Origin of the sequence: Treponema denticola (assembly GCF_024400535.1) — a bacterium.
Lineage (GTDB): Bacteria > Spirochaetota > Spirochaetia > Treponematales > Treponemataceae > Treponema_B > Treponema_B denticola_C.
The window spans coordinates 557,939-581,201 of sequence record NZ_CP038800.1 but is presented as its reverse complement, the minus strand read 5'-3'; the positions used below and the strand labels follow the sequence as shown (position 1 = coordinate 581,201).

23 protein-coding genes are annotated in these 23,263 nt (G+C 38.5%); 4 read left to right on the top strand and 19 right to left on the bottom strand.

What is annotated here, in order from left to right:
- Positions 1–11 precede the first annotated feature (11 nt).
- Together E4N78_RS02685 and E4N78_RS02680 are read right to left on the bottom strand one after the other, a co-directional pair.
- The gene (locus E4N78_RS02685; RefSeq protein WP_255811540.1) at positions 12–1,652 is read right to left on the bottom strand and encodes a PQQ-binding-like beta-propeller repeat protein; all 1,641 of its coding nucleotides are present in this window, start codon (positions 1,650–1,652) and stop codon (positions 12–14) included.
- A gap of 64 nt (positions 1,653–1,716) precedes the next feature.
- Positions 1,717–2,490, bottom strand: coding sequence for a DUF1295 domain-containing protein (locus E4N78_RS02680; protein WP_255811539.1), 774 nt, complete (start codon positions 2,488–2,490; stop codon positions 1,717–1,719).
- A gap of 198 nt (positions 2,491–2,688) precedes the next feature.
- Here E4N78_RS02680 and rbr point away from each other — a divergent pair, with 198 nt between their 5' ends.
- Positions 2,689–3,264 carry a rubrerythrin gene (gene rbr, locus E4N78_RS02675; protein WP_002672707.1) on the top strand — a complete coding sequence of 192 codons (576 nt, stop codon included), beginning with the start codon at positions 2,689–2,691 and terminating at the stop codon, positions 3,262–3,264.
- Between the two features lie 7 nt (positions 3,265–3,271).
- On the opposite strand, the gene E4N78_RS02670 is transcribed toward rbr, so the two are convergent.
- The 8 genes from E4N78_RS02670 to tgt form a co-directional block, all read right to left on the bottom strand.
- On the bottom strand, positions 3,272–4,975 hold the full coding sequence (locus tag E4N78_RS02670) for a RecQ family ATP-dependent DNA helicase (RefSeq protein WP_255811538.1): 1,704 nt from the start codon (positions 4,973–4,975) through the stop codon (positions 3,272–3,274).
- Between the two features lie 103 nt (positions 4,976–5,078).
- Entirely contained in the window at positions 5,079–5,960 is an 882-nt protein-coding gene (locus E4N78_RS02665) for an ATP-binding protein (RefSeq protein ID WP_255811537.1), read from the bottom strand.
- A gap of 73 nt (positions 5,961–6,033) precedes the next feature.
- Positions 6,034–6,519, bottom strand: a complete 486-nt coding sequence (locus E4N78_RS02660) for a transposase (RefSeq protein WP_255811315.1) — start codon at positions 6,517–6,519, stop codon at positions 6,034–6,036.
- A 20-nt stretch (positions 6,520–6,539) separates the two neighbouring features.
- Positions 6,540–7,124 (bottom strand): IS110 family transposase, encoded by a 585-nt coding sequence (locus tag E4N78_RS02655; protein ID WP_255811536.1) that lies wholly within the window; start codon positions 7,122–7,124, stop codon positions 6,540–6,542.
- A 214-nt stretch (positions 7,125–7,338) separates the two neighbouring features.
- The gene (locus tag E4N78_RS02650; protein WP_255811535.1) at positions 7,339–7,716 is read right to left on the bottom strand and encodes an AlbA family DNA-binding domain-containing protein; all 378 of its coding nucleotides are present in this window, start codon (positions 7,714–7,716) and stop codon (positions 7,339–7,341) included.
- Positions 7,717–7,824: 108 nt separating this feature from the next.
- Positions 7,825–8,634, bottom strand: coding sequence for a DNA repair protein RecO (recO, locus tag E4N78_RS02645; protein WP_255811534.1), 810 nt, complete (start codon positions 8,632–8,634; stop codon positions 7,825–7,827).
- Between the two features lie 2 nt (positions 8,635–8,636).
- Positions 8,637–10,106, bottom strand: coding sequence for a HEAT repeat domain-containing protein (locus E4N78_RS02640; RefSeq protein ID WP_255811533.1), 1,470 nt, complete (start codon positions 10,104–10,106; stop codon positions 8,637–8,639).
- A 67-nt stretch (positions 10,107–10,173) separates the two neighbouring features.
- Positions 10,174–11,313, bottom strand: coding sequence for a tRNA guanosine(34) transglycosylase Tgt (tgt, locus tag E4N78_RS02635; RefSeq protein WP_255811532.1), 1,140 nt, complete (start codon positions 11,311–11,313; stop codon positions 10,174–10,176).
- 234 nt (positions 11,314–11,547) lie between these two features.
- On the opposite strand from tgt, the gene E4N78_RS02630 reads away from it, so the two are divergent.
- Together E4N78_RS02630 and E4N78_RS02625 are read left to right on the top strand one after the other, a co-directional pair.
- A complete protein-coding gene (locus E4N78_RS02630) occupies positions 11,548–11,787 on the top strand; it encodes a DUF6364 family protein (protein ID WP_253730988.1) in 240 nt (79 codons plus the stop codon).
- Entirely contained in the window at positions 11,780–12,208 is a 429-nt protein-coding gene (locus E4N78_RS02625) for a type II toxin-antitoxin system VapC family toxin (protein WP_255811531.1), read from the top strand. The genes E4N78_RS02630 and E4N78_RS02625 overlap by 8 nt, the downstream gene beginning before the upstream one ends.
- Before the next feature lie 268 nt (positions 12,209–12,476).
- On the opposite strand, the gene E4N78_RS13800 is transcribed toward E4N78_RS02625, so the two are convergent.
- Entirely contained in the window at positions 12,477–12,662 is a 186-nt protein-coding gene (locus E4N78_RS13800; protein WP_442267883.1) for an HNH endonuclease, read from the bottom strand.
- An 18-nt stretch (positions 12,663–12,680) separates the two neighbouring features.
- Complete coding sequence (locus E4N78_RS02620) at positions 12,681–13,712, bottom strand: vWA domain-containing protein (RefSeq protein ID WP_255811530.1); 1,032 nt, start codon at positions 13,710–13,712, stop codon at positions 12,681–12,683.
- Positions 13,713–13,887: 175 nt separating this feature from the next.
- Between E4N78_RS02620 and E4N78_RS02615 the strand changes: the two genes are divergently transcribed.
- The gene (locus E4N78_RS02615) at positions 13,888–14,169 is read left to right on the top strand and encodes a helix-turn-helix domain-containing protein (RefSeq protein ID WP_255811529.1); all 282 of its coding nucleotides are present in this window, start codon (positions 13,888–13,890) and stop codon (positions 14,167–14,169) included.
- A gap of 67 nt (positions 14,170–14,236) precedes the next feature.
- Here E4N78_RS02615 and E4N78_RS02610 read toward each other — a convergent pair whose 3' ends face one another.
- The 7 genes from E4N78_RS02610 to E4N78_RS02580 form a co-directional block, all read right to left on the bottom strand.
- On the bottom strand, positions 14,237–14,647 hold the full coding sequence (locus E4N78_RS02610) for a hypothetical protein (RefSeq protein WP_255811528.1): 411 nt from the start codon (positions 14,645–14,647) through the stop codon (positions 14,237–14,239).
- A gap of 113 nt (positions 14,648–14,760) precedes the next feature.
- Positions 14,761–15,273, bottom strand: a complete 513-nt coding sequence (locus E4N78_RS02605) for a GNAT family N-acetyltransferase (protein ID WP_255811527.1) — start codon at positions 15,271–15,273, stop codon at positions 14,761–14,763.
- Positions 15,270–15,524, bottom strand: a complete 255-nt coding sequence (locus tag E4N78_RS02600; protein ID WP_255811526.1) for a type II toxin-antitoxin system TacA family antitoxin — start codon at positions 15,522–15,524, stop codon at positions 15,270–15,272. The genes E4N78_RS02605 and E4N78_RS02600 overlap by 4 nt, the downstream gene beginning before the upstream one ends.
- Positions 15,525–15,701: 177 nt before the next feature.
- Positions 15,702–15,968, bottom strand: coding sequence for a type II toxin-antitoxin system RelE family toxin (locus E4N78_RS02595; protein ID WP_255811525.1), 267 nt, complete (start codon positions 15,966–15,968; stop codon positions 15,702–15,704).
- Entirely contained in the window at positions 15,961–16,194 is a 234-nt protein-coding gene (locus E4N78_RS02590; RefSeq protein WP_002692434.1) for a hypothetical protein, read from the bottom strand. Before E4N78_RS02590 ends, E4N78_RS02595 begins: the two co-directional genes overlap by 8 nt.
- Before the next feature lie 289 nt (positions 16,195–16,483).
- Positions 16,484–22,921, bottom strand: coding sequence for an Ig-like domain repeat protein (locus tag E4N78_RS02585; protein ID WP_255811524.1), 6,438 nt, complete (start codon positions 22,919–22,921; stop codon positions 16,484–16,486).
- Positions 22,905–23,039 carry a hypothetical protein gene (locus tag E4N78_RS02580; protein ID WP_255811523.1) on the bottom strand — a complete coding sequence of 45 codons (135 nt, stop codon included), beginning with the start codon at positions 23,037–23,039 and terminating at the stop codon, positions 22,905–22,907. The genes E4N78_RS02585 and E4N78_RS02580 overlap by 17 nt, the downstream gene beginning before the upstream one ends.
- Positions 23,040–23,263 lie beyond the last annotated feature (224 nt).

Below are 23,263 nucleotides of genomic sequence, written 5' to 3'. Positions count from 1 at the left end.
CTCCGTTCTTCCTATTTTACTATATTTTTTAGTTTTTGTCTTGCATAATTTTGAATAATATTGGAATAAGGCCCCTTTACTATATAAAAAAGGCTTGAAATAGCAGCTTGAGTTGTTTCTTGTTCACCAAAGCGCATCAATGCAGTTAAACAATCGCAAGCTGCCGTCATAAGACCGATATCATTATATTTTGCCTTATTCATAATATATCGGATACCTTCCATCGTTCTGTCATCCGGATCATAAGCTAATTGTTCTACACCTCTTAAAATACCGGCAAGCACATCAGGGTCATCTATACGGTAAATTTCATCTAAAAGAATATCAAGATACTCATAGGAGCCAAGCCTGCCTAAAAGCTCCGCAGCCCTTGCTCTGTCAAGAGGATTAAAATCTTGAGAAAAATAGGCTGCCTTTCTTTTATTTTCTAATATTGTTTTTAGTTGAAAAGCATAGCGGGGTTCTTTTTCACCGACCGTCCCATCCTCAATATCTTTTTTTATAACTTCTAAAAGTTCATCTATTGTTGAATATTCAATAAAAAAGGGAAGATCATCTTTACCCTTATCGTCATCCTGTACAATCGAATAAAACTTATCGGTGGCACTTCGTTTTGTCCCTTTCCGTAAAAGCTTTGTTTCAACTCTATAGGCATTTAAAATTTCGTTAGTTATTCCAACCAAAAGCCCGTTTTCGGTTATGATAGGAAAAAATAGCGTTTCAGGAATCTTTTTTTCCCACTTGATTCTCCCCTTATCGGTAATAAGGCATCCGAAGCCCTTTGAAGTAATATTGAATTCGTTCCCTATAGCATAGCACTTTACACCATCTTTAAAACTACCCGAAGTCTTTTCTTCCCAAATCAGCTCATTGGAATTAAGATCTTTACATGCAATCCTGCCGTTCTCAAACATATATAGAGCTTTTCCGTTTTTATAAAAAATATTTTTACATATTTCAGATTCAAATCCCTGCCAAACAGCTTCGGAACCTCCGCCTATTTTATAATAGGAAATTGAACCGTCGGTACAGGCAAGGATATAACCATTAGGAGCTTCTCCTATGGCTGAAACAGTCTTTTTAAGACGGTACTGTTCTACAATAGAACCGAAGATAGAAATGCGCAAGAAATCTCCGGATTTTAAAATCAAAACTATATCTTTGGAGCCTGTTTCGGCAGGCTGTGATATGGGAGGAGAAACAAGAGGAAGAGACCACTTTAATTTCCCTGAAGATGTGAGGCAGATTATGTTGTCATCTTGGATAATAAATAGGCGTCCGTCTCTCGCAGTGTGTATAGGAAAAATCGTTTTTTTCTTTAGAGGATAAGTCCAAAGAGGCATTCCTTGAGAAGAAAAGGCTTCGATATTTCCTTTTGCAGTAACCATAAAAACTATTCCTGCTTGAGAAACAGATAAAAACTCACTTGGAAATTCACTTGTATTTCTACGCCATAAAAAAGTACCTTGAGAAGTAATGCAGTTTAAAGCCCTATCATCTCCGGCCGTATAAATATTTCCGTTCCAAAAAACAGGCATGGTAATATTCTTTCCGGCAAAAACCAAGGTCCAGTAGGCTTCAAGACTTTGGGCCGGCAGATGAAACGAAAATATAAAAAAAATTAAAAAGATAAAAAAAATCCGTTTTTTCATAGCCTTACTAAAATAATACTAATACCATAAAGAATTTTAAAGATTTTTTCAAGATAGAGTTCTTTTAAAATATAAAAGGAAATACCCTCTTAGGTTTTAAGGCTGCAAATTCTTCAGGAAATTCTTCCTTGTATCTTTTATTTATAGTATAGGCCCTAGGAACAAGGTTTGCACAAGTCCAAAAAGCAAACAAGAGGCCTACAAAACTCCACGATAATAGAGCAAACCCGAACCATTCCAATATTTCGCCGAAATAATTGGCACTTGAAACATATTTATACATTCTTTTATGCGGAAAATAATGAGAATTATCCCCGGGCTTTCGTAAGGAGCGTATATACTTGTCCGAATCTATGTTTATAGCCATTCCGAGTAAAAAGACAAGAACTCCTATTATAAAACGCGGATCATAGAGCCATGAAACTTGATACATACTCTTAGGTGAAAGGTAAAAAAGCCATGCACCTATTAAAAAGGTGTTTATCGTGTTAAAAGTAATACCCATTAGAACTATGAGAAGAGGCATCTTACTTTTTCCCTTAAGTAAAAACGGGAATATCAGAACACGCTGGGCATAGTGCAGTACAAAAAAAAGGCCGATTATAATTCTTACAAAATTTTCAGGTTTAGCCCACACACACATTAGTACAATCATAGTAATCAGTGTAGGAACTTCCATCATAAACCAAGCAATTTTATTATTAAAGGAAAATCCCCATTTTTTATTTATCATTTTACCGTATCCGGCCGGTACAAAAAACAGTACTACAAAACAAATCAAACCGACACCGAATAAGACAAGTTGAGCAATATTAAAAGTAAATATCAATTTATACATATTAATAAGTATAAATTCTTTATAAAAGATGTCAAGAGTATAAAATTTTATTGCCAATAATTTATTTGCACTGCCCTCTTTTACTCTTTTAAAAATAGAGTTATACTAAAATATAGACTTTTGTTTTTAAAAAATGAGTTTTTACTCTGTGCCCCTTTTTAAAAACATTAGGCACTTTTATACTAATAGGAGAAGAGTATGCAATCATTAAAAGGAACAAAGACCGAACAAAACATTCTTTCGGCTTTTATCGGAGAGTCTCAGGCTCGTAATAAGTACACATTTTGGGCAAGCACGGCCGAAAAAGAAGGCTTTGTGCAAATCGCAAGAATTTTTATCGAAACGGCAGAGCAGGAAAGGGAACATGCAAAACGCCTTTTTAATTTTTTAGAAGGCGGAGAAGTTACCGTTTCGGCTACGGCACCTGCAGGCGTGGTAGGCACAACTTTGGAAAATCTAAGGCAAGCGGCCGCCGGTGAAAATCATGAATGGCAGCACATGTATCCGGAGTTTGCTAAAACTGCAAGGGAAGAAGGTTTTCCTTTAATCGCTGCCGTTATGGAGAGCATCGCTGTTGCCGAAAAATACCATGCAGAAAGGTATGAGGCCTTTATCAAAAGGCTCGAAGAGAATTCTATGTGGGTACAAGAAAGTCCGACAACATGGAAGTGCTTAAACTGCGGCTTTATCGTGGTCAGCAAAAACGCTCCCGAAAAATGTCCTGCCTGTGCTCATCCTAAAGCTTATTTTGCCCGTTTAGAAGAAAGTTTTTAAACTTAATCTAAACACTGAGCTTATCTTTCCAAAGAGGGGTTTTCAGTTTTTTGATAAGCCCCTCTTCAAGCAGCTCTGCACTTAAACGCTTTACATCCCCGGCTTCCCAAAATGTTTTCTTTGAAGAAAAAAAATCGATAGCTTCATTTTGAGTAAAAATTCTTTTATTTGCTTTTATAAGTTTTATAAAAAGCTTTTCGTCCTCGGGATATTGAACCGCCGTTTTATTACAAATATCGCAGCCCGAACAGGCGATTACTTCTTCATCAGGATTAGAAGCTTCTGCCCTTGTTTCACCGAGAGCCTTTAATAGAACCGCCCTGCGGCACTTTCCGCTTTCGGCAAAGTCTTTAAGAACTCCTGCCCTAAGACGCTGTTTTTCGGGTAAAAGCTCTATCCTTTTTTTATCGGCAGGCGACCATAGCAGAACTGCTTCGGCAATGCTCCCGTCACGCCCGCCCCTTCCTGCTTCTTGAATATAGGCTTCGGCAGTAGGAGAAGGATCCATGTGAATTACAGTTTTAACATCCTTCTTATCGACACCCATCCCCCAAGCACAAGTACATATCAGTATACCGCTTTTATGTTCATGGAACCATTTTTCTGTTTCGGCTTTTTCTTCTCTTTCGAGACCCGCATGATAAAATCTTATATTTTCATCATTTAAGCGGAGCCGTAAGAATGAAGCTGTCTGTTCAGTTCCCTTTCGGCTGGAACAAAAGATGACCATAGGTCTTTTCCTTTTTTGCACCTCTTCAAGAAGGGCAGGATTTTTTACCCTGCAATGCTTTACAAAATAAATTATATTTGTTCTATCCGATTCGCCTCGAACCAAATGAGCCCTGCCCTCAAAAAGAATTTCGGCTATACGCTGTAAAACCGGAGGACTCGCCGTTGCCGTAAAAGCTGAAACGGCGAATGGATGAAGCTTTTTGATTATGTTTGTAAGTTCAAGATAGGCAGGTCTAAAACTGTCTCCCCATTCGGTAACGCAGTGCGCCTCGTCTATTGCCAAGTGAACCACATTGCAGGCTGCAATCCTATCTATAAGAGTTCCGCCTGAAAGAACTTCGGGGTTTGCGATTATGAGCTTTGCAGGAGGTTTGCCGTCACTCCCTTCCATGCGTGCAAGCTGGGCTTCTCTTTCTTCTTTAGTTTGCCCGCCCTTAAAGATAACAGGCTCAAGTCCGCCCTCCGCCATTCGCCTAAACTGATCGCTCATAAGGGCTAGGAGGGGATAGATGATTACTGTAGGCCCGTCCAGCAGGAGGGCAGGAACTTGAAAGCACAAAGATTTTCCGGCACCTGTGGGAAGGAGAATAATTTGCCTGCCCCGCATAATTCCATCCTCATCGTAAAGGGACGTTATTTTTTCTTCTTCGGTGTTTGAGTTAATTTTTTGCAGCAATTTTGTTTTTGCATCCTTGTCCGAATCTTCCTCATCTTTATTTTTAAGTTCGGTTTGTTCGGCTTCAATGCGGGCTTCCACTGCGTGAACCGCATCTAAGATATTGGCTATTGCAAGCCTCTGCCAAGGATAGAGCGACGGAATACCGAAAACGTTTTTTGCACAAACTGCAACGGCATCTTCGGTTTTTTCCAAACTGTATTCGGGATTATCGGTCTCGCAGACAAAGGGACAATAAAGGTCATCCGGCGTATCCTCCAATCGGTACAACTCTTCGTTTCCTTTTAAATTTTGATTTTTCATTTTCACCTCTCAATATTATTGTACGAGATAGATGAAAGAAATAGTAATTTTTTAAAAAGAAATCTAAGGAAAACCTCAAAAAACTGAAGTTTTTCAAGGTTCCCTATACATAATATTTTATGCCTCTGCCGCGTCCTTCTTTTTGAACATAGTTTTTTTCAAGCAAAGAACCGATAAGTCTTACAACCTTATTCTTTCCAAAACCGCTTTTTAAAACCAGCTCACTGCTGGATAATCGTATTCCTTTTGACAAAATTTCCAGAATAATCATTTCATCCGAATTTACTTCTTTTTTTCGGTCGACAACGGGAAGAGTTACACAAATATTGTTTTCTGAAATATCAAAAATCGGTTTTACCTCATATTCTTCATAGCAGTCCATGATACGCTTGATACCTGTTCCAAACATTTCTATTAGGTGTAATCTAAAAAAAACATTGGCTATAATTGGATTCCGCAATCTGGAGATATAGCCCTTCAAATATTCTTCCTTGCTGATACCTGAGGGTAATCCGCCGGGGGAATATATTTCTATTCTATCGGGGTACATAGCAATACGAATATGTGCCGGAATATCCCAGACCCTATGAACGATTGCATTAGCAAGAGTTTCTCGGAAAGCTTCTATCGGTATGCGTTCAATTAAAATCCGCTCCATTCCTTCAATTTTTTCATATTGATAATATTTTTCAAAAAAGAAAATTGCCTGATTATATTCTTCTAAGATTGATTTATTTGTCAAAATATCCCTATCTAAAATTTCGCTGATTGAGGCTCCGAACCGAACCATATCAATACCGGAGAAGTTATTTTTATCTGCAAATAATGCAGCAGCATGATTAAACTCTCCTTTTTTCGTATAAAAGCCGAGAGTCTTTAGGACATCGGTACTTAAGCTTTCCAGTTTTAATTTTTGTTGAATAATCCGAAAAAAGGACTCAAAGGTCAAATCTTGTGCAGGGGACGGCAGCTCCTCAAAGGACATGTTGTCTCCCATAAAAAGTCAACAAACAAAATCGACTTTCTTAAAAAAAATTAAAATAGATGGCAGATAAAAATTAAACTGCAAGATTCATACGGTTGTATGTTCCTTTCATCTTTTCACAGTCAAAATCTTCTTTATTGCTGAGCATTGCCCATACAATCTCTGCCAACTTCCTCGCAGCGGCTATGATTGACTTTCCGCTGCCCTTATGTGTTTTCATATATTCATAACGCTGCATTAAACGCCAACAGGCAGTATCTTTGCAACGTCTTATACCCATTACCAATTGTACAAAGCTCACTCTTAATTCCTGCGGGCCTCGCTTCGTAATTTTTCCATGCCTAATACTTTCATTAGAATCAGACACCCATGGAACAAGTCCGCAAAAGGCTGCATATTTTTTTGCACTTGCAAACCTTCCCATATCCTCAGTATAGGCTCTTATAGTCCATGCCGTTATCTTTCCACAACCTCGTATACTCAAAAGACGATTTACCATTTGATCATCCTTTGTCAATTCTGTAAGTTGTTTTTCTATTATCTTGACACTTTCTTCCATTTGCCTTATAATTTCAAACATCAGTTGTACTGATTGTGCCTCGAGCACGTTGTCGTTATTCGACTCAAGGACGTCCAGAACTCTCTGGCGTCCTTTTTTTTACTTTGTAGGCTCCTGCTTTCATCTTTTAGCCCCATACTTACCAAAAGAGCATGAACTTCATTCTTTTGACCTACTATCGAGCGAACCAGCCTTTCCCTAGACTTTAAAAGCCGCCTCATATTTTCAGTTTCTTTACTGCAAAGATAGCTTTCAGGTAGCATGTCTTTTGAAAGAAACTCTGAAATTGTACAAGCATCATGCTTATCAGTTTTTTTAGCAGATTCAGTTATAACCTTGAACTTCAAAGTATTTATGACTGTAACTTCTGCTCCGGCTTTTTCTACCTCGTGTTTGAAAAAACGGGTGTTCCCTGTTGATTCAACTCCAATTTTTACAACAGCTCCGATTTCTTTGTAAGCTTTTATTCTTGTCATAAAGTCGGCATAACCTTTGTCATCAGTTTTATATTGTCTTATCTGATTTAGGGTTTCAGACCTTTCTTCCGTTCTTACATGAACTGTAAACTGTGTTTTGTGCAAATCCACGCCAATAAAAAATGTCATTTCGACCTCCCTCCCTTTGTGTTTCAGCGGAAAGTCTTTTCGGTAATATATTCCAATCTCCCATTCAGTCTTTAACGACTACTGTATGATGCGGCAAAAGCTCTTCATTCTCCCATTCGGAGGTCATTGCCTCCACTAAACATGACGAACTATTGCCTGGTTTCCACTGAACTTCTTTTTAGTTCAGTTTATCACATTACCGTTTGTTTGTTTACTATTTTATCATACCTCCCATTAAAATCAGCCGTTTTAATTCAATTTGATCTACTTCGACTGTTGCCGTATCGCTTCGCCTGTATGCTTTTCCCTTATATAAATAGGGTTTAAATACTCCGTCTTTTACTTCTAATGTGATTACGCCGGTATTGCGGTTAATGGAAAAAGAAAAGTCAGGCTTTGGCTGAATACTGTCATTGATTTTATTTTCAATATCCAAACACATCTTATCAGGATTTTGAATTCCTTTTATAGAACCGTCGTCTTTAATTCCAAACAATATTTTTCCGGTACCGAAGTTGGCAAAAGCCGAAACCGTTTTTAAAAAGCCGGAACTAAGGTCTTCTTTAAATTCCGTAAATCTATTTTCTTTCATAGTAAAACTCCTGATTTGTTTATTGTATTAGTATACCACATAACAAACGTAAATACAACGTATTTTTTTACGTTTCATTTGCGTTTGCAACATAATTTAAAAAGAAAATTACAACAGAAAATTACAGGATTCAAGGGTTTTAAAATTTGAACCTGCTGCGAGCCTTATAAGATAGAATAAAAAATCTTTTAACTCGGCGTAGGCTTGATCCGATAGGTTTAATTCTCTTGAAATTTTAGGGATAAGATTTTGAACTGCAAAGAGGTATAAAAGGCTTTCGCCTGAAAGGGGAAAGGCCGGTTCGTGTTTATCAAGGCAGGAACTGCAAACGCAAGAATCCTCATGCGGAACGAAAAAAGAGTTTTTTTCGGTGTAAGAAAAGGCTGAAACACTTTTATTAAAGCAATCCGTTTCCGGTATGTTACTTGAAACCCTTATTCCGCAGCGGCAGCAATGTTCCATATCCGGGGCAAGACCCGATAAGGAGATTACCCTCCACAAAAAACGGAGCAGGGCTGTTCGGCATTCGCTCTCGGAAGAAACGGCAATTCCCGTTAAAAAGGAATTTATGATTTGCCAATCGATGTTTCCCTTAAGCTTTACGGCTAATTCGGCTGCAAAGGCGGCACACCAAATACGGGTCAGGTTATCGCTGAGGCCTATGCGGTAGTCGCTTACCTTAAAGTCGCTTATCTTGTTTGAATTTTTTATGGGGTTGGAATAAATCCAAACTTCTCCTGTATGATAAGGAATGACCATGCTTCGCAGTTTGCTTTTCGGTCCGCCGAAGACGGCTGCATCTACCAACTTGCAGGAGTGTTCCGTATCGGGTAAGAGGAGGAGGGCGTTTCTGTGTCCCTCCCCGAATGTCTTCAATGAAAGAACAAGGGCTTCGGAAGACCAAGAGCGGTTTGCCATTTTTATTTAGTGCCTGTTTGATTATTTTGAGAGCCGTTTGTATTACCGGATTGTAAGAGGTCTTTAGCTCGTCGGCTTAAAGCTCCGTTTTTTTCGTCTTCGGCAATTAAGGAAACAAGAGGCACCAGCTCGGGATATTTATTCCGTTTGAACATATCAAGCCCTATACTCTTAAAAATCGGATCCTTATGGTTTAGATAGGCCTCGGCTATAGGCGCCGTTCCTCTGTTTTCAACTGTTGAAATAACCTTGCCGAGCTCTGCGGAAAATTTATTTTTTTGTTTGTCCGAAATAGCTTTTAATGCAGCCTTCTTTACATCATCGAAAATTACATCAAAATTATTCTTTAAAAGGCTTTCGGCAATTTTTAAGCGGATTGATAAGCCTGTCCTTTCTTCATTAAAAGAATCTATAAGCCATTCGTTTGCTTCCGCATTGTTAAAATGTGAGAGGGCTTCAATGGCGGCCAGTTTTACAACATTTTCAGGATCTTTTTTTGCACGGTATAAGATAAAAGGAACGGCATCTTCTGCTTTTTCTTCTTTTGCAGACTGAACGGCTTGAAGCCTTACTTTATAATAGGAATCCTTAAAGGCTTGAGTTAAGATGTTTTTGGCTTTTGCATCCTTAAAGCCTGCAATGCCCTTTATCGCAGCTGTTCTTAAAACCGGATCCTTATCTTCAAAAAGTTCCGACAAAACCGGAACAGCATTTTCGTTGCCGATTTTTCCAAGAGCTGAAGCTGCACTACCTCTTATGATGGAATTTTCATCGGAATCTTCAGCGACTCTAATTAAAAAATCACTGATTTCGGGAGTGTGCAGCTCTTCCAAGGCAAACATTATGTTTTGTTTTATTATCAGTGATTTTTTTTCGTCATCAGAGGCCTCGGAGTCAAAAAGCTCTGTAAGGAAAACGGCATCTTCCGGTTTTCCTATTTTTCCTATTGCCGAAATACAAAGGTCCCTGTATTCGTCTTGTTCATCTTTTAAGATTTGTCTTAAAAAATCTATGCCTTCATATATCTCAAGGTCCCGTATGTAGGAGATCGCTGAACGTACGGTTTCTTGGGGGGCGTCATCTTTATTTTCTAAGAGCATGAGGGCATCGGCCTTTAAGCAATCGTTCTTTTTTTCGGCAAAGTAAGCAAATAAGGCTTCTCTGATTGCAGGAATCTTGGTCTCGGCAAATACTTTCTGTAAATCGGCATCAAAGCGGTCATCTTCATCGGCTTTTAGCCTTTTTATAAGCTCCAAGATATCGTCGCCGATGCCGTAAAGAATCGTATCTCTTTTTTCTTCAAATTCCGAAACTTCTTTTTCCTTTTTTTCATCAGCTTGAGCTGCCTGATTTTCTGCAGGAGGCTGGGCGGTTTCTTGGGCTCCAAGTAGAACTGCTAAGCTTAAAATAAATAAGAGGCTTAGTACGCCGGGTTTTAAAAAAAAGTTTAATTCTTTTTTTAGGGTTTTCATAAATTATCCTCCGTGATACAAGTTTTTGCCTTACAAAACACTAACGGTTTTAAGACTTACACAATACTCAGTCTAAACGGTTTTCATATTTCTTTAAAAGGTTTTTATAATAATCGTTAAAAGAATCGTTTTGAATGGCCTCTCTTATGTCTTGTACCATACTATATAAAAAAGCCAAGTTATGATAGGTTGCAAGCATTGAGTATAAAATTTCTTTTGTTCTAAATAAATGCCGCAAATAGGCCCTTGTATATTGTCGGCAAACCTTGCACTTGCATTGAGAATCGATCGGGTTAAAGTCAAACTCGTATTCTTTCCGCTTAATTGAAATGGCTCCTTCATGGGTAAAAAGGTTTCCATTCCGGGCATTTCGGGAAGGCAGTACACAATCAAAAATATCGACTCCGTTTTTTACGGCTTCGAGGATGTAGTCGGGGGTTCCTATTCCCATTACATAGAGAGGTTTATTTTTTGGGATATGCTTTGCGGTAAAACTCAAATATTCTTGGTAGAGGGCTTTAGGTTCTCCTATGGAAAGGCCGCCTATGGCAATTCCCCTAGGCTCATGCTTTAAGATAGCTTCAAGACTTTGAAGTCTTAGGTCTTCAAAGAACCCGCCTTGCACGATAGGAAAGAGGGCTCCGTCATATTCATCGGGGGTATTATGCCAAGCTGCAAAGGCCCTGTCGAGCCAGTTCATAGTTATTTTAAGGTCGGCAAGGGTTTGGGTTTTGCTTATCCCAAAAGAAGAGCAGATGTCCAGCTGCATTTGAATGTCGCTGTTAAAGCCCGTCTGCAATTCTACCGCAATTTCAGGGCTTAAAAATTGACGGCTTCCGTCTATGTGGCTTTGAAATTTTACACCTTCTTCGGTAATTTTTCTTAATTGTGAAAGCGAAAAAACTTGAAAGCCCCCCGAATCGGTTAAAAGGTTTTTTTTCCAGCCTGAAAAGCCGTGTAAGCCTCCTGCCGCTTTTATAACTTCAATTCCCGGCCGCAAAAAAAGATGATATGTATTGGCCAAGATAATTTCAAAACCTATTTCATCTAAGGCATCTTTTGTCATCGCCTTTACGGTAGCCGCCGTTCCCACAGGCATAAAGGCCGGAGTAAGCACCTTTCCATGAGGCAGCTCCAAAACTCCCGTCCTTGCAGGTGAAGCCGCATCTTGATGTAAAAGTGTAAAAATTTCTTTTTTTTCTTTCATTAAATGTTCAATCCTTTAACCGCTTGAAAGTTTATCATAAAGACGGGAAAAAATCAATTAAAGGGGAAAGTTGCCGGCAGGGACAGCTGGGGTTCGGTATTTAACCGCAACGAGGTTTGTCCGTATATCGGTTGCGAACCTATGTTAGACTTATTATCGCTCAGAAGTAAAAATAATGATGTTATCACTATATCGTTTATAGATTTTATGATATAATATCAGAGAGGTGACTAAATGAAAACTGAATTGATTTTAAAAATAGATAAAAATATTGCTGAATCGATGAGACATTATGCGGTCAAAAATAAAAAAAGTATGTCAAAATTTGTTGAAGATCTTTTTAATAATTCAATGGGTATAACTCAAAGGATAGGAGAAATATCTCCGCTTGTCAAAGAATTGAGCGGCATTATAAAAGAGCAGGATTTAGAAAATATAAGTTATATGAGTTATTTGGAAAAAAAATATGAGTAAAAAAATATTTGTTGATTCAGATGTAATTTTAGATATTTTATGCCAACGTGAACCCCACTATGAATATGCTGCTTATGTATTTTCATTGAGTGATACAAAAAAAATTGTTTTATACACAACATCGTTGGTATTTTCAAATGTATATTATATACTTAGAAAGTTATTAGGTATAAAAAAATCAAAAGAAGCATTACGAAAACTGAGGTTGCTTGTTAAAGTAATACCTGTAGACGAAAAAGAAGTAGATTTAGCTTTGAATTCAAAGTTCTCAGATTTCGAAGATGCTTTACAATATTATACGGCAATGAGGCATGGAATAAAAATATTATTAACACGAAATATAAAAGATTATAAAGAAAGAGAAATAATAGTACAAACACCTGAAGAATTTATAAGCGATAATAAAAAAATTAAAGTCTAACACCCGCTTCAACCTGACATTGCGAACAGCTGGGGTTCGGTATTTAACCACAGAGGGCGCGAAGAACGCAGAGGATTTTTTTTGAGCGCAAAATGTCAAATTGGTTCTGTATACCTGCCTTTAGATAAGTTAATTTAAAGAGCGGAGGATAAGCTACAAGAAGCGGAAAACTGTAAGGCTTTATAAGCTTCGCCGTCAGCTTAATCCGCATGTTGGATATTACTAAGCGCTGGACGACCGGTGGGCGTTATAAGAATAGCCTTTTAATTTATCTAGCAGCCGATCCACCACCCCAAACTTTTTGTCCGCCAGTATGATTGGTATATCTATGTAACTCTTCATCAACTAATTGTATTATACCTTTCTTATCACTATGATGCCAAACAAAACCTGAAGGCTGATTCCCATTATTAATATTTTCAATAAAATTTTCCCATGTTCTTTCTTTTAATATTTCTTGGCGTTCTGCTAATTAAAACTTTTTACAAGTTTTACCTTCTGCTATTCGTTTATTTTGTGCATCAAAACCTTTTTTTATTTTTAACCTAAAGCTTGCATCTGAATTAAATCTACTTCTAAATTGTCTATTACATTCAGGAAATTGAGCTGCGTAATTACTTGCCTGCTGTAACTGTTTAGGTAACTTAACAGTAAATATACTTTTAAAACGAGGAAAAAAATCTGTCACTATTTTACCAGATGCATCTTTATATATTTTTCGAGTAAATTTTATACCTGTCATTGAATGTCTGATAGATTTTAATGAAGGGAAAGGCATAGCCCGTCCACTCATTAGACCAAAGATATATATAAGAATAGCGATGATAATTATTATAACAATACATATAATAATCACCACATTCATGACTTTCTTATTTTTTCTCACACTGTTTTCTTTAACAGATGGAATATCGCTAATTTTTTGTTCAGTTACAATTTTTTCTTCTGGAACTTGAGGTTGTATTTGTGTAATGACAGGCATTGTATGAATGTATTCTATCACAACCCAGCCTGCTTTTTGTAGAATATTACTATCTTCTAAGTATCCATGTATATTTTTTTCAGTAATTATAAAATTATCACTTCTATCTTGAAGTTCTTGCCTACCATCAGTACAAATGATAAATTTATCCTGATCAGACTTTTCTACATTGTGTATGTATTGAAAAATAGTTTTCAGATTTGTCCAAGGGCCATTTGCAAGAAGCAAGTTGACCCGTTCTTGTGCATATGCAATGTTGGTATAATTTTTTACAACTTCATCATATATCAAAACCGATCTACCATAAAACTTATATATCTGTAAGCGAGCCCCAATTGGAACCTCTGGAATCAGTTCGTTCGTAATATATGATTGAACATCAGCCAAAACAGTATACATGGAGCCGGATATATCGATAAAAATTGTTACATTTTTTGGGACAGCATCCTGTGACTGTGAAATACATGGCATAAGTACCACAGCACTTAGCAATATCATTACCAAAAAAAGATGTCGTTTCATTTAAGCCTCCTTTATACTCTATACAAATATATATTTAGGACAACAATAATGTTATGGTCACTGGTTCAGTATAAATTTTGTGCATACCCTTCAGGCAATTTAATCTAACTATATTTATAACTATATCATACTATATTTAATTGTGTCAATACTATATTTAGTTAAAATATTATGAATGAGTGTGTTTTTAATAGAACAACAAAATCTTGTTATCAATAGACTTCGTAAAGAAAGAGAAAAAGCAGGTTTATCCCAGTTGGAATTGGCTTTGAGGGCGGATATTTCTCAAAATATGATCAATTATATTGAAACGGGTAAAAGAACCCCAAGCCTCGATACTCTTTTAAAAATTTGTCATGCTCTGAATATCAATCCGGCTGTTCTTTTTTCCGATACGGAAGAAGAAAAGGAAGAAGCAAAAAAGCAAGTTCTTGATATAATACAAAGATGGATGTAGGCTTGTATTGAAATTAGTCCGTCTAAATTCCCAACAAGTTTTTATACACGATTACTGGGAGGGATTCTTAAATCTTAAATACCTCGATATTTGGAAAATCTTTTACATCATAATACGGTTCTTCATTTTCCCATAATTGATGAAATCTTACTATAATGTGGTCGTTAAAATCACAATCCAAATAGACATAAAAATGTTTATTTGGGAAGCTTGTTTTTAAATTTTCAATTAAATTTTTCGTAATTAATTTTGCAGAAGTTACGGCTATATGTTGAGCACGTTTTTTAACTTTACTGCAAATATGAATATGATTTTCATATGCCTCTAATTGTGTTTTATCGGATACTTTATCCAATGAATTTATCATTGAATCTTGAGTTCTTAAAAATATATATTCATTATTTTCAGAATCCATTGCTGTATAAAATTTCGGGAAGAGAATATCTTGTAATTCGATAATAGTTTTAAAACAATTCATATCTTTTTATAAAGCCTCGCACCCCAGCGTTGAAGCGGGTGTTATGGAATTTTATTTTTACTATTCCAATCAATTTCTATTGTTTGGAATAAAATTAAAAAAATAATACAATATTATTTTTGGATTGCTTTTCTTATTGTATCAATCACTATGAAATAAGATAGCTCCTCATCCATGAATTTTTGAAACCCGTAATGTTCATAAAAGCTTTTTGAAGTTTCTTTCGCATCTACTATTATCAAATATAGGCCTGTTATCTCTGCGACTTGAATAGTCTTTATAAAAACTTGTGAAAGAAGCCATCCTCCTACTCCTTTCCCCTGTAATTCTTTATCAACAGCAAGCCTTGCAATTCTTAATGCAGGAATTGGATATTTTGGCAATTTATCTCTATATTTATCTGGGATTTTTTGATAAGCCACTTGAGCTGTTGCTAATGTAAAATAGCCTGAAACGAAGTTATTGTGATTCAAAGCAACAAAAGTTCTACCTATACCTAACTCATCATTCTTTATTGCATATTGTGATAAAAATTCATTTAACACTTCAATATCACAATCAAATTTTCTAAGTATCGATTTTTGTTGTATTTCTTTGATTGAAACTAATCTATAACTGCTAATCATTGAAATAATTTTTTCAAAGCCTCATTTGGTTCCGGCGGATTATCTAAAGCCATCATCACTAAATCTCTATCACGATTAGAAAGTATAAGAGTGTCATTTTCCGTTAAATCTATTTGTGCTTGTTTTAATGAAGTTGAAAGAATATATGAAGAGAGAGAAATATGTTTAAGTTCAGCAGCTTTCTCAAGTGTAAATTTTTGCTGAATACTAGCTCTCAAGTCAATTTTTACATCTTTTAATGCAACTGCCATTTTTATTACCTCCATAGTAAGTATATCATAAGATGTATAATTTGTACATACAATATATAGATATTTTCAAAAACTTCATACACAAGCCGATGCTGCATGTTGATTCTTCTTTAAAACTTTCCTGTTAAATCACCTATTAATTTTTCATAAGGCGGCGGATTTCATAATGAGTCCACATTACCAATCCAATTCCTTTACGCTGTCAATAATAAATACGATGACTTTTTCTTCTGACACTTTATAAAAAAGACGGAAGGCTCCTAATCTAAAGCGGTATATCTCTTTGTAAATGCCTTTTAATTTTTTTATGTTAGGTCCGAAATGCGGATTTTTTCTTAATATGGGATATACATAATTTTTAATTTTTTGATATAGAAATTCGTACTTTTTTGATTTTATTTTTTTCTCAAAAGCCGCTGTTTCTGCAATTTTATAGTTAGTCAATTACTTTATACCTTCCTGCAGATATATCCGATAGGCCTTTTTTTAAGTCTTTTTCGAATTCGAGTATTTCCTGCATTTCTTCATCATCAACGATAGATTCATTAATGGTATAGTTTAATGCTGCATATTCCATATAATTTGAAATAGTGCGTTTTTGTCCTTCGGCTGCTTTTTTAAATATATCGTATATAGTATTGTCTATGCGTATGGTAATGGTCTTTTGCACTTGTTTTCCTCCTCTTCAATTTTATTCAATTTTATTCAATTTGTCAAGGTTTTGTAATTAGACGAGGAATTAACATTTCTTTTTTATTTTCCGCATCGCAACAGCTCTATCCGACACTTCATACCAAGACCCCTTACAAAACCAGCTGTCTTTTAGCAGTTTACCCCATCGCAAAAATAATCCCCCTTAACTCATCATTTTGAATTAAGGGGGCTACACATTTTACTTATTAATTCCTCCTGCAGAATAATCCGACGGGGGGATTAAAAATTTCACCTTACAAAAGCAACTACTTACCTACATATTTTACGACACGGTATACGCTGCCCGGCGTATAACCTACCGCCGCCTTCCAGTCGGTTACAGAAGACGGGGCAACGGCAATACAAGCACGTGCATCGCCGGCACGATGTTTCATTGCGGCAGTCATAATATTCCATGCGCCTGTTTGATCCGCAGAACCGTTAGGCTTCCATGTTTTTACCAAATTCGCGTCATAATACGCAATTTGAATGCCGTCATACGCATTTGTTTTACTCAAATACGCAACGTAGGGGGTTGTACCGTCTATCGTAAGCTCTACCCGTGAACCGTTTTCCGCAACGACAACGCTTTTTCCAAAAGTATAAGCGGAAGCTCCCGCATTGGCATTTGTGGATTTTACATAGCAAATCTGTCCTTTTGTGTTGCGGAACACAATGTGCAAATGACCGGTAGAGTCGAATTGCGCGGCAAAATAATCCGCTGCACGCCCCGTATTGGCATCGCCTGCGGGAAGTACCTTTTGTACTTTCCAATCACTTGCAGCAGTAGGAGTTGCTGAAGAAGCCCGTGCAAGCCGCAGGGTACCTTTGTCGACATCGGCATAGACAATGACCGGTCTGTTTGAACCGTCCAAGGCAATAGCGCAGTATTCGGTAGTACCGCCGGTACGTTGAAGCCCGTTTTCGAATTGACTATTCGAAAGTACCGCAACAGTACCGACTCTCTTTAAATTAGGATCGGGTGGTAGTACATCCGGGAGAGTACTGCCGTCCAAATCTACCCATGCTATTTCACTGCAATTATTTTTATTATCTGCAGGCTCCTGCCATTCGTCCTCACCATTGTGGGAAGTAATATCTGCATTTGTTGTTCCCGACTGAACCGATGAGTACTTAACGGATGCTGCCATAGTATCATAATACGCTATATGTATGTTATTATTTTTCCTTGCAATACGGAAGTTCTTAAACTGCTGTAATTGCTTTTGGTGATAAAAAAGTTCAAACCGATATATTTTCCCGCCATTACTATGAAAAAATTTCAAATCCGGCGCATTGGCATCATAGCAGTATAAGCCTCCTGCTCCGTAGATGTTCGCCTTCCAGTTTGCTATAGCACCTGCATGATAATTAGCGGAATATAAAATATTTACCGCATTCGCGCCATTCACGCTTATCGCAGCCTCTTCCGGCGGATCATATCCCCAATAAACGGATTGAGGCGCGCCGCCTAACTTTGAGTAGTATACTTTGGATTCGGAATAATTACTGTACGCTGCATATAAATCTCCGTTTGAACCCATCGCCATACTCGGATATTTCGGATTATCGCTGCCGGCAAACTGTTCGTCATCTTTCCATACATCGATGGTCAAATCGTCAGTCCAATACTTTGTTTCCGGACGGTTTTCAATATCCTGCCGGTTATAGGGCTTGCTGTTGTTATTCTTATTATTAATAGCTTCTACCGCCGGTTTTGTTCCGGCACCGTCAGGATCAACAGTAATAACAATCGAACCGGACTTTGCCGCAGCAGGAAGTGTAAATTTGTTGCCGGAAATGGGGGCTTCCGAACCGCTTGCAGTTCCATTGGGAATTACGGCTTTTACGGTTGCGCCTGCTCCGCCGAGATTAAACCCTGTAAGGGTTACCATATCGCTCCGCAGCAGATTATATGCACCCGATGAGGAACGGTTGGTATTATAGGTATCCGGACGTTCTAAGCCCGTAATAAAAGGCACGACGTTTACATTCGTTTTCGCTTCGTTTGCATTATAGCCGTACACAAAAACGTCTTTTACATCAACGGGAACGTTGTTTTCCAGCGTTACTTTATTACCGGATACGCTTGCAAGACGGGTAAGATATTGCTTTTCACCTTTTGTGAATACAACAAATTGTCCCGGATTTTTATCGGTAAAAACATCGTTTTGTGCAGAGTTTTCGTTTGCTCTGGTAACGCCCGTTACGGCATTAGGCATATTCGCTTTGCCGTCCGACGATGCGGTTGTTCCGTCGTTTACGGTTATTTTAATTTCTTGTGCGAGACCGACATTCGTTGTTTTTTCCGTATCCCAATCCAAAGTCCATTTGACGTAATAGCCGAGATAGTCGGCACCAAGCTTTTCAACGGTCAATACGGCACCGTCTGAAGCCATAGTTCCCGCCGTCCACTTAGGACCGGCACCGGAAAGCGTAGCCGACAAGGTTTTGCCGGGTAATACCGCCGTAACCGTATCTATCTTAATATTGTCGTAGGCAAAACCGCGCAAAGTAACTTTCCCTGAAACGGATGAATAACTGTTATTATCCGACGTATTAGCGGTAAGGCCTGTAACGGGAGCAATTTCCACATGTCCGTTTTTACTGCTGCCCCCATACAAAGAGTTCAGAGAATTATTGTTCAAATCTTTGCCTTCTCCGTTCCAATAAAACGGAAGCACGACTACCTTAGGCGCTTTATCGTCAAGCGCATCAAAGAGTGTATTGATTTTAATTTGGGCAAAAGAGCTCTTTTCAAGCGGAGCTGTGCCGGTCGGTGTACAACCGGATGCGCTATCCCACAGTTCCAAAACCAATTCTTTGGTTGTTTCGCCTGTAGTATTACCGATCGTAGTCAAATTAGCTTCGCTCAATGTTATGATGTCGCCGTTGCTGATATTTTGCATATCATGCCCGGCTAAAACAACATTGTTGTATTTCAGTGTGTACTTTACCTGAGGCTGTCCTCCTGTAAATTCAACCTTTATTTTCGAATTGGTTTTATTTTTAAAGGCAAATGCACTGCTGGTATAATTCGCGGTAAAGTCGAGATTAGAATCTACGTCTATATCCTTGAGGGCTTTGTTCACATTATTATTTGCGAACTCGACAGCACTTCCTCCTATATCAGTAACGAGCGTTATTGTCTTTACCTTTACCGGCTTGTTTTTTACCCGCACAGCGACGGCCGGTGCCGTATACGTATTCCCGCTCTTGTCGGTTATCTTGTAATGCAGTGTTCCTTTTCCGTCTTTAAGAGAGCTAAGGTCTATCTTCCCTTTCCACGTAACTTGTCCGCCAAGCTGCCGCGTTATTTTATTGGTATTATCGGTTTCGGTTATAATCGTGTGGGCTGTTTCCGTGCCATCCACTTTAACCCAAGCTTCAACTTTCGCAATGCCGGAACCGTCGTCATTTGCAACACCTTTTACGATCCATGGACTGGAAGATTCTCCGTTGTATATCAGCTCTTCCGGTTTATAAAGGATATAGCTGTATTCTTTAGCAGATATCGAAGGAGTAAAATTCACCACACTTCCTGACACACCGCTTACCGTCAGTTCTGTATTTTCAGCCAATATTTTGCACCCTGCGCCTGAAGATTCACCTGCTCCCAACTCCCGTAATTTATCGGCAAGAGCAGTATTTGTAATTGAAGATGTACCAAAATATCCGCTGTTGATATACAAACCGGATCCGAAGAAACCTGTCGGGGCAGTCGTATCAAACCGGAATGTAAACGTACTATCAGACTTTAGACCTGTAGTTGTATCTTCTGTAATTTCAACCTTGATCGAAAAATCATTACCCAACATACCGCTTATATTAAGCGGTATGCTTAACGTATAGCCCGAAACACCGCCTGCACTATAAGGTGTAAGCCACCCTGTGGGCGCCGTAGTCTGTGTATAGGATATACCGCCGCTCATTTTGTCTGATGTAATTTTAACTTCTTTTATTCCCGAAGGATCGGTCAATTTTGCCGTAAGCTTTTTACCGCTTCCAATCCACATATTCGTTTCATAATTTTGCGGCGACGGCGGCGTCGAAATATTTTCAATTTTTACGTCGGTAATTAACGGAGCATCTTTATCGACGATTATTTTTACCGGTGTCGTCCACTCGCCCCACCGATCGCTGTAGTTCTTATTTTTTGCACGGAATCTGAAATACAAATCTTGCCGCTGAGATGTACCGTTGAATGCGCCGTTTCCGTTTATTTCAAGCCGCCACTCAGCACCGCTTTGTCCATGGGCTGGATTCGTTCCCGGAACAAGCTGTCCGTTTCCACTCTTATACCAATCGGCATCGTATCCACCTCCGGTAGTTCCGAAAGTCATATTCGACACATTCGTAAAATCAGAAGTCTTTGAAAACTGTACATATACCTCACCGACAGCGCTTGGTCCGCCGGTAACAGCGCTTGCCGTACCAAAAATTTGTATAGTTCCGCCGACAATAGCATCTGCTTGCGGAGAAAGTACTCTTACAACCGGCTTCGTTCCGTCGGAATTAAAAAGAATTTCTTTTGTATGAACAGTTGCATTACCGAGCATATCTTCAGTGCGGATATAAAGCGGTACTTTATAGTAAGAACTCGTGCCGACTTGGGTTCCGTAATTTTCCGGATGAGCACTCATCGTATCCAAATCAACATCCACGTTCCACGAACCCTTTGTAGAAGTGGTCATATTCTGCCAACCTGAATCGGTGAGCGCAGGTGTAGAAGACTTTTTACCCAGTATATATTTTGTACCAGCCTCTTTAACGCTCGATCCTGTTCCGTCGGTAATAGTGCCCGAAATAGTGATTTTCCCCGCTTGCGGGTCGGCAGGAAGAGGGTAGCTTATATCAGCAGTGGGCGGTGTTTTATCAATCGCAAAATCGGTTTTATCCGCATCGGTTGAACCTGAACCTGCCTTAACCAAAAAGTGAATTTCATGGTCGCCGTCGGACAGGCTGCTTACATCAATTGTAGCCTTATATTTATGATCGCTCTGATTTGCGGGATCAGCTTTTGTAAGCACTGTCGCTGGGTACGGACTGGTGGGTACAGATCCACCTATATTATAATAAACAACACCCGTTGAATCGATGCCGGTAACAGCGGCAAAGATTTCAAAATTCCCTTTTTGGAAACCTTGCGGGCGAATCGCCCGTATACGCGGCCCGTTTCCGACGGCGAGGAAATTTATAATATAAAAGCCGCCGCTTGCCGTATTGGAATCGTCATATGCTTCAAATTTATTTGAATCCTCATCGGAAATGTCGGTACCGTCTACTTTTACGGCATAGTAGCCTTCACCCTTATCGGAAGGGAAGGTGCACTGTATGCGTAAATTCCCACCTTCCTTTTTGATCATATCGGGATGGGTATTAAAATATGTTTCAGTTAAAGTTTCAAAATCTATCAGCGATATTGGGTTGCCGCTATCAAAATCGCTTCCATTCCATTTCAGTAAGACGATTTTTTTTATTTTGCTGTTTTTATAAGCTGCAAAGCCAGAGCCTCCTACCAGCGGAATATTATCCTTGTTGGGAATAAGCTCTACCGAAAATTTAGTGTCGCTTCCGGCTTTAAACAGCATTGAGGACGATTGAGAGACAATTCCCGGCGTCATAGGCCCGGACAAATGCTTTACACCGATAACCTTAAATCCCGGCGATTTGCTCGGGTCAAGTTTAAAGGAGCTGCGCTTTTCGCTCATTTTTTCTATTTTCGATTTAAGCTTGGCCAAAGCGGCTGTATCGCTGCGCAATTCTTTTATTTTTTTATCGTGATCGTTTTTATCTGATCCTTTTTTACCGGCAAAATAATCGCTGATTACTTCAGCCGTATAGCCTTTTTCAAGGACACTCTCGTAAATATTCTCCCTAAGATAGTACCACTCAGCTTTATTTCCTTCGCCCGAAGCTTCGCCGCCATTATATTCGCGGGCATTATCGTACAGATATAATTGACCTCTGATAGGCTTCGTTTTATCCTGTGCCTGCAAACCATATAAAGCATTTGTAGGCGTGTAAACGGCAACTTGAGCGTTTATATTATTTCCGACAAACATATTGGTTATATCAATCGGACTTGCTCCCGGAACATGCACATTCAGTTTTTCTACCGTATTTCTTTCACCTGCTTGCCCTATAACCGAAAAGATAGCTCCATAACCGTCAGCCTGCAGCGTTGTCGTATCGTCTGCATATACAACCGTTGACGGGCGCGACACGATAAATACAGGAGGAGTATTGTCTATTTTATAATTCTTTGTAAATATGGATGACACTCCGCCCTTGTCTGTAACAGTTACTTGTGCCGTATACTCACCGTCAGGAATAGGGTACACTTTTACCAGCTCATGTTCGGGGTCGTGCCCCGTAGATTTGTTGTTTATATCTGCCGACCATGTTACGCTGTTCGTACCGGAGCCGGTGAGAACGGCCTCAAACACTTCTGTCTTTTTATCCGTTTCGATATTTTGAAACACGATCGAAACTGACTTAATGCCGTTCTCGTCACTCGCCGTTCCTCGCATCACAAAACTTCCGCGTATGGGCGTTTCTCCTGCATTAGGGTAGCCGATTTCACCGATGGGCGGCGCAACATTGACACTCGCCCCCAAACCTATGTTTTGTTTACATGTAAAAACCGTCATTACGGTACATATAACCAATGTAAAAAATAATATGTTATTTTTCTTTTTCATAAACATCTTCTCCTTCCAAAGCCGGAATATATTTTAATCTTATGCCGCACAAAATACGGGGCATAACCTGTTTTATTGCCGATTTTTTGTTCCGCCTTCGATTAAATTTCTTGAGCAAACAAAACTACTATGCCGAACCATTATCGGCAGAAAAATCAAAAATCTTTAATTTATGAAATTCTCCTCTAATTTTGGCAATAAAAGCACTTTTTAAGTATTTTATAAAATTGTTATGTATAATTAAAATAACACAAATATACAAAAAAATCAAATTTCTACAAATTATTTATTAAAATTATTTGCAAATTTCTCTTTTTAGTATGAGTTGATACGGTAATTATT

Bases quoted from the DNA above. Each gene is read 5' to 3' on its own strand.
- E4N78_RS02685 (WP_255811540.1), bottom strand. From the start codon at position 1,652: ATGAAAAAACGGATTTTTTTTATCTTTTTAATTTTTTTTATATTTTCG.
- E4N78_RS02680 (WP_255811539.1), bottom strand. From the start codon at position 2,490: ATGTATAAATTGATATTTACTTTTAATATTGCTCAACTTGTCTTATTC.
- rbr (WP_002672707.1), top strand. From the start codon at position 2,689: ATGCAATCATTAAAAGGAACAAAGACCGAACAAAACATTCTTTCGGCT.
- E4N78_RS02670 (WP_255811538.1), bottom strand. From the start codon at position 4,975: ATGAAAAATCAAAATTTAAAAGGAAACGAAGAGTTGTACCGATTGGAG.
- E4N78_RS02665 (WP_255811537.1), bottom strand. From the start codon at position 5,960: ATGTCCTTTGAGGAGCTGCCGTCCCCTGCACAAGATTTGACCTTTGAG.
- E4N78_RS02660 (WP_255811315.1), bottom strand. From the start codon at position 6,519: ATGGAAGAAAGTGTCAAGATAATAGAAAAACAACTTACAGAATTGACA.
- E4N78_RS02655 (WP_255811536.1), bottom strand. From the start codon at position 7,124: ATGACATTTTTTATTGGCGTGGATTTGCACAAAACACAGTTTACAGTT.
- E4N78_RS02650 (WP_255811535.1), bottom strand. From the start codon at position 7,716: ATGAAAGAAAATAGATTTACGGAATTTAAAGAAGACCTTAGTTCCGGC.
- recO (WP_255811534.1), bottom strand. From the start codon at position 8,634: ATGGCAAACCGCTCTTGGTCTTCCGAAGCCCTTGTTCTTTCATTGAAG.
- E4N78_RS02640 (WP_255811533.1), bottom strand. From the start codon at position 10,106: ATGAAAACCCTAAAAAAAGAATTAAACTTTTTTTTAAAACCCGGCGTA.
- tgt (WP_255811532.1), bottom strand. From the start codon at position 11,313: ATGAAAGAAAAAAAAGAAATTTTTACACTTTTACATCAAGATGCGGCT.
- E4N78_RS02630 (WP_253730988.1), top strand. From the start codon at position 11,548: ATGAAAACTGAATTGATTTTAAAAATAGATAAAAATATTGCTGAATCG.
- E4N78_RS02625 (WP_255811531.1), top strand. From the start codon at position 11,780: ATGAGTAAAAAAATATTTGTTGATTCAGATGTAATTTTAGATATTTTA.
- E4N78_RS02620 (WP_255811530.1), bottom strand. From the start codon at position 13,712: ATGAAACGACATCTTTTTTTGGTAATGATATTGCTAAGTGCTGTGGTA.
- E4N78_RS02615 (WP_255811529.1), top strand. From the start codon at position 13,888: ATGAGTGTGTTTTTAATAGAACAACAAAATCTTGTTATCAATAGACTT.
- E4N78_RS02610 (WP_255811528.1), bottom strand. From the start codon at position 14,647: ATGAATTGTTTTAAAACTATTATCGAATTACAAGATATTCTCTTCCCG.
- E4N78_RS02605 (WP_255811527.1), bottom strand. From the start codon at position 15,273: ATGATTAGCAGTTATAGATTAGTTTCAATCAAAGAAATACAACAAAAA.
- E4N78_RS02600 (WP_255811526.1), bottom strand. From the start codon at position 15,524: ATGGCAGTTGCATTAAAAGATGTAAAAATTGACTTGAGAGCTAGTATT.
- E4N78_RS02585 (WP_255811524.1), bottom strand. From the start codon at position 22,921: ATGAAAAAGAAAAATAACATATTATTTTTTACATTGGTTATATGTACC.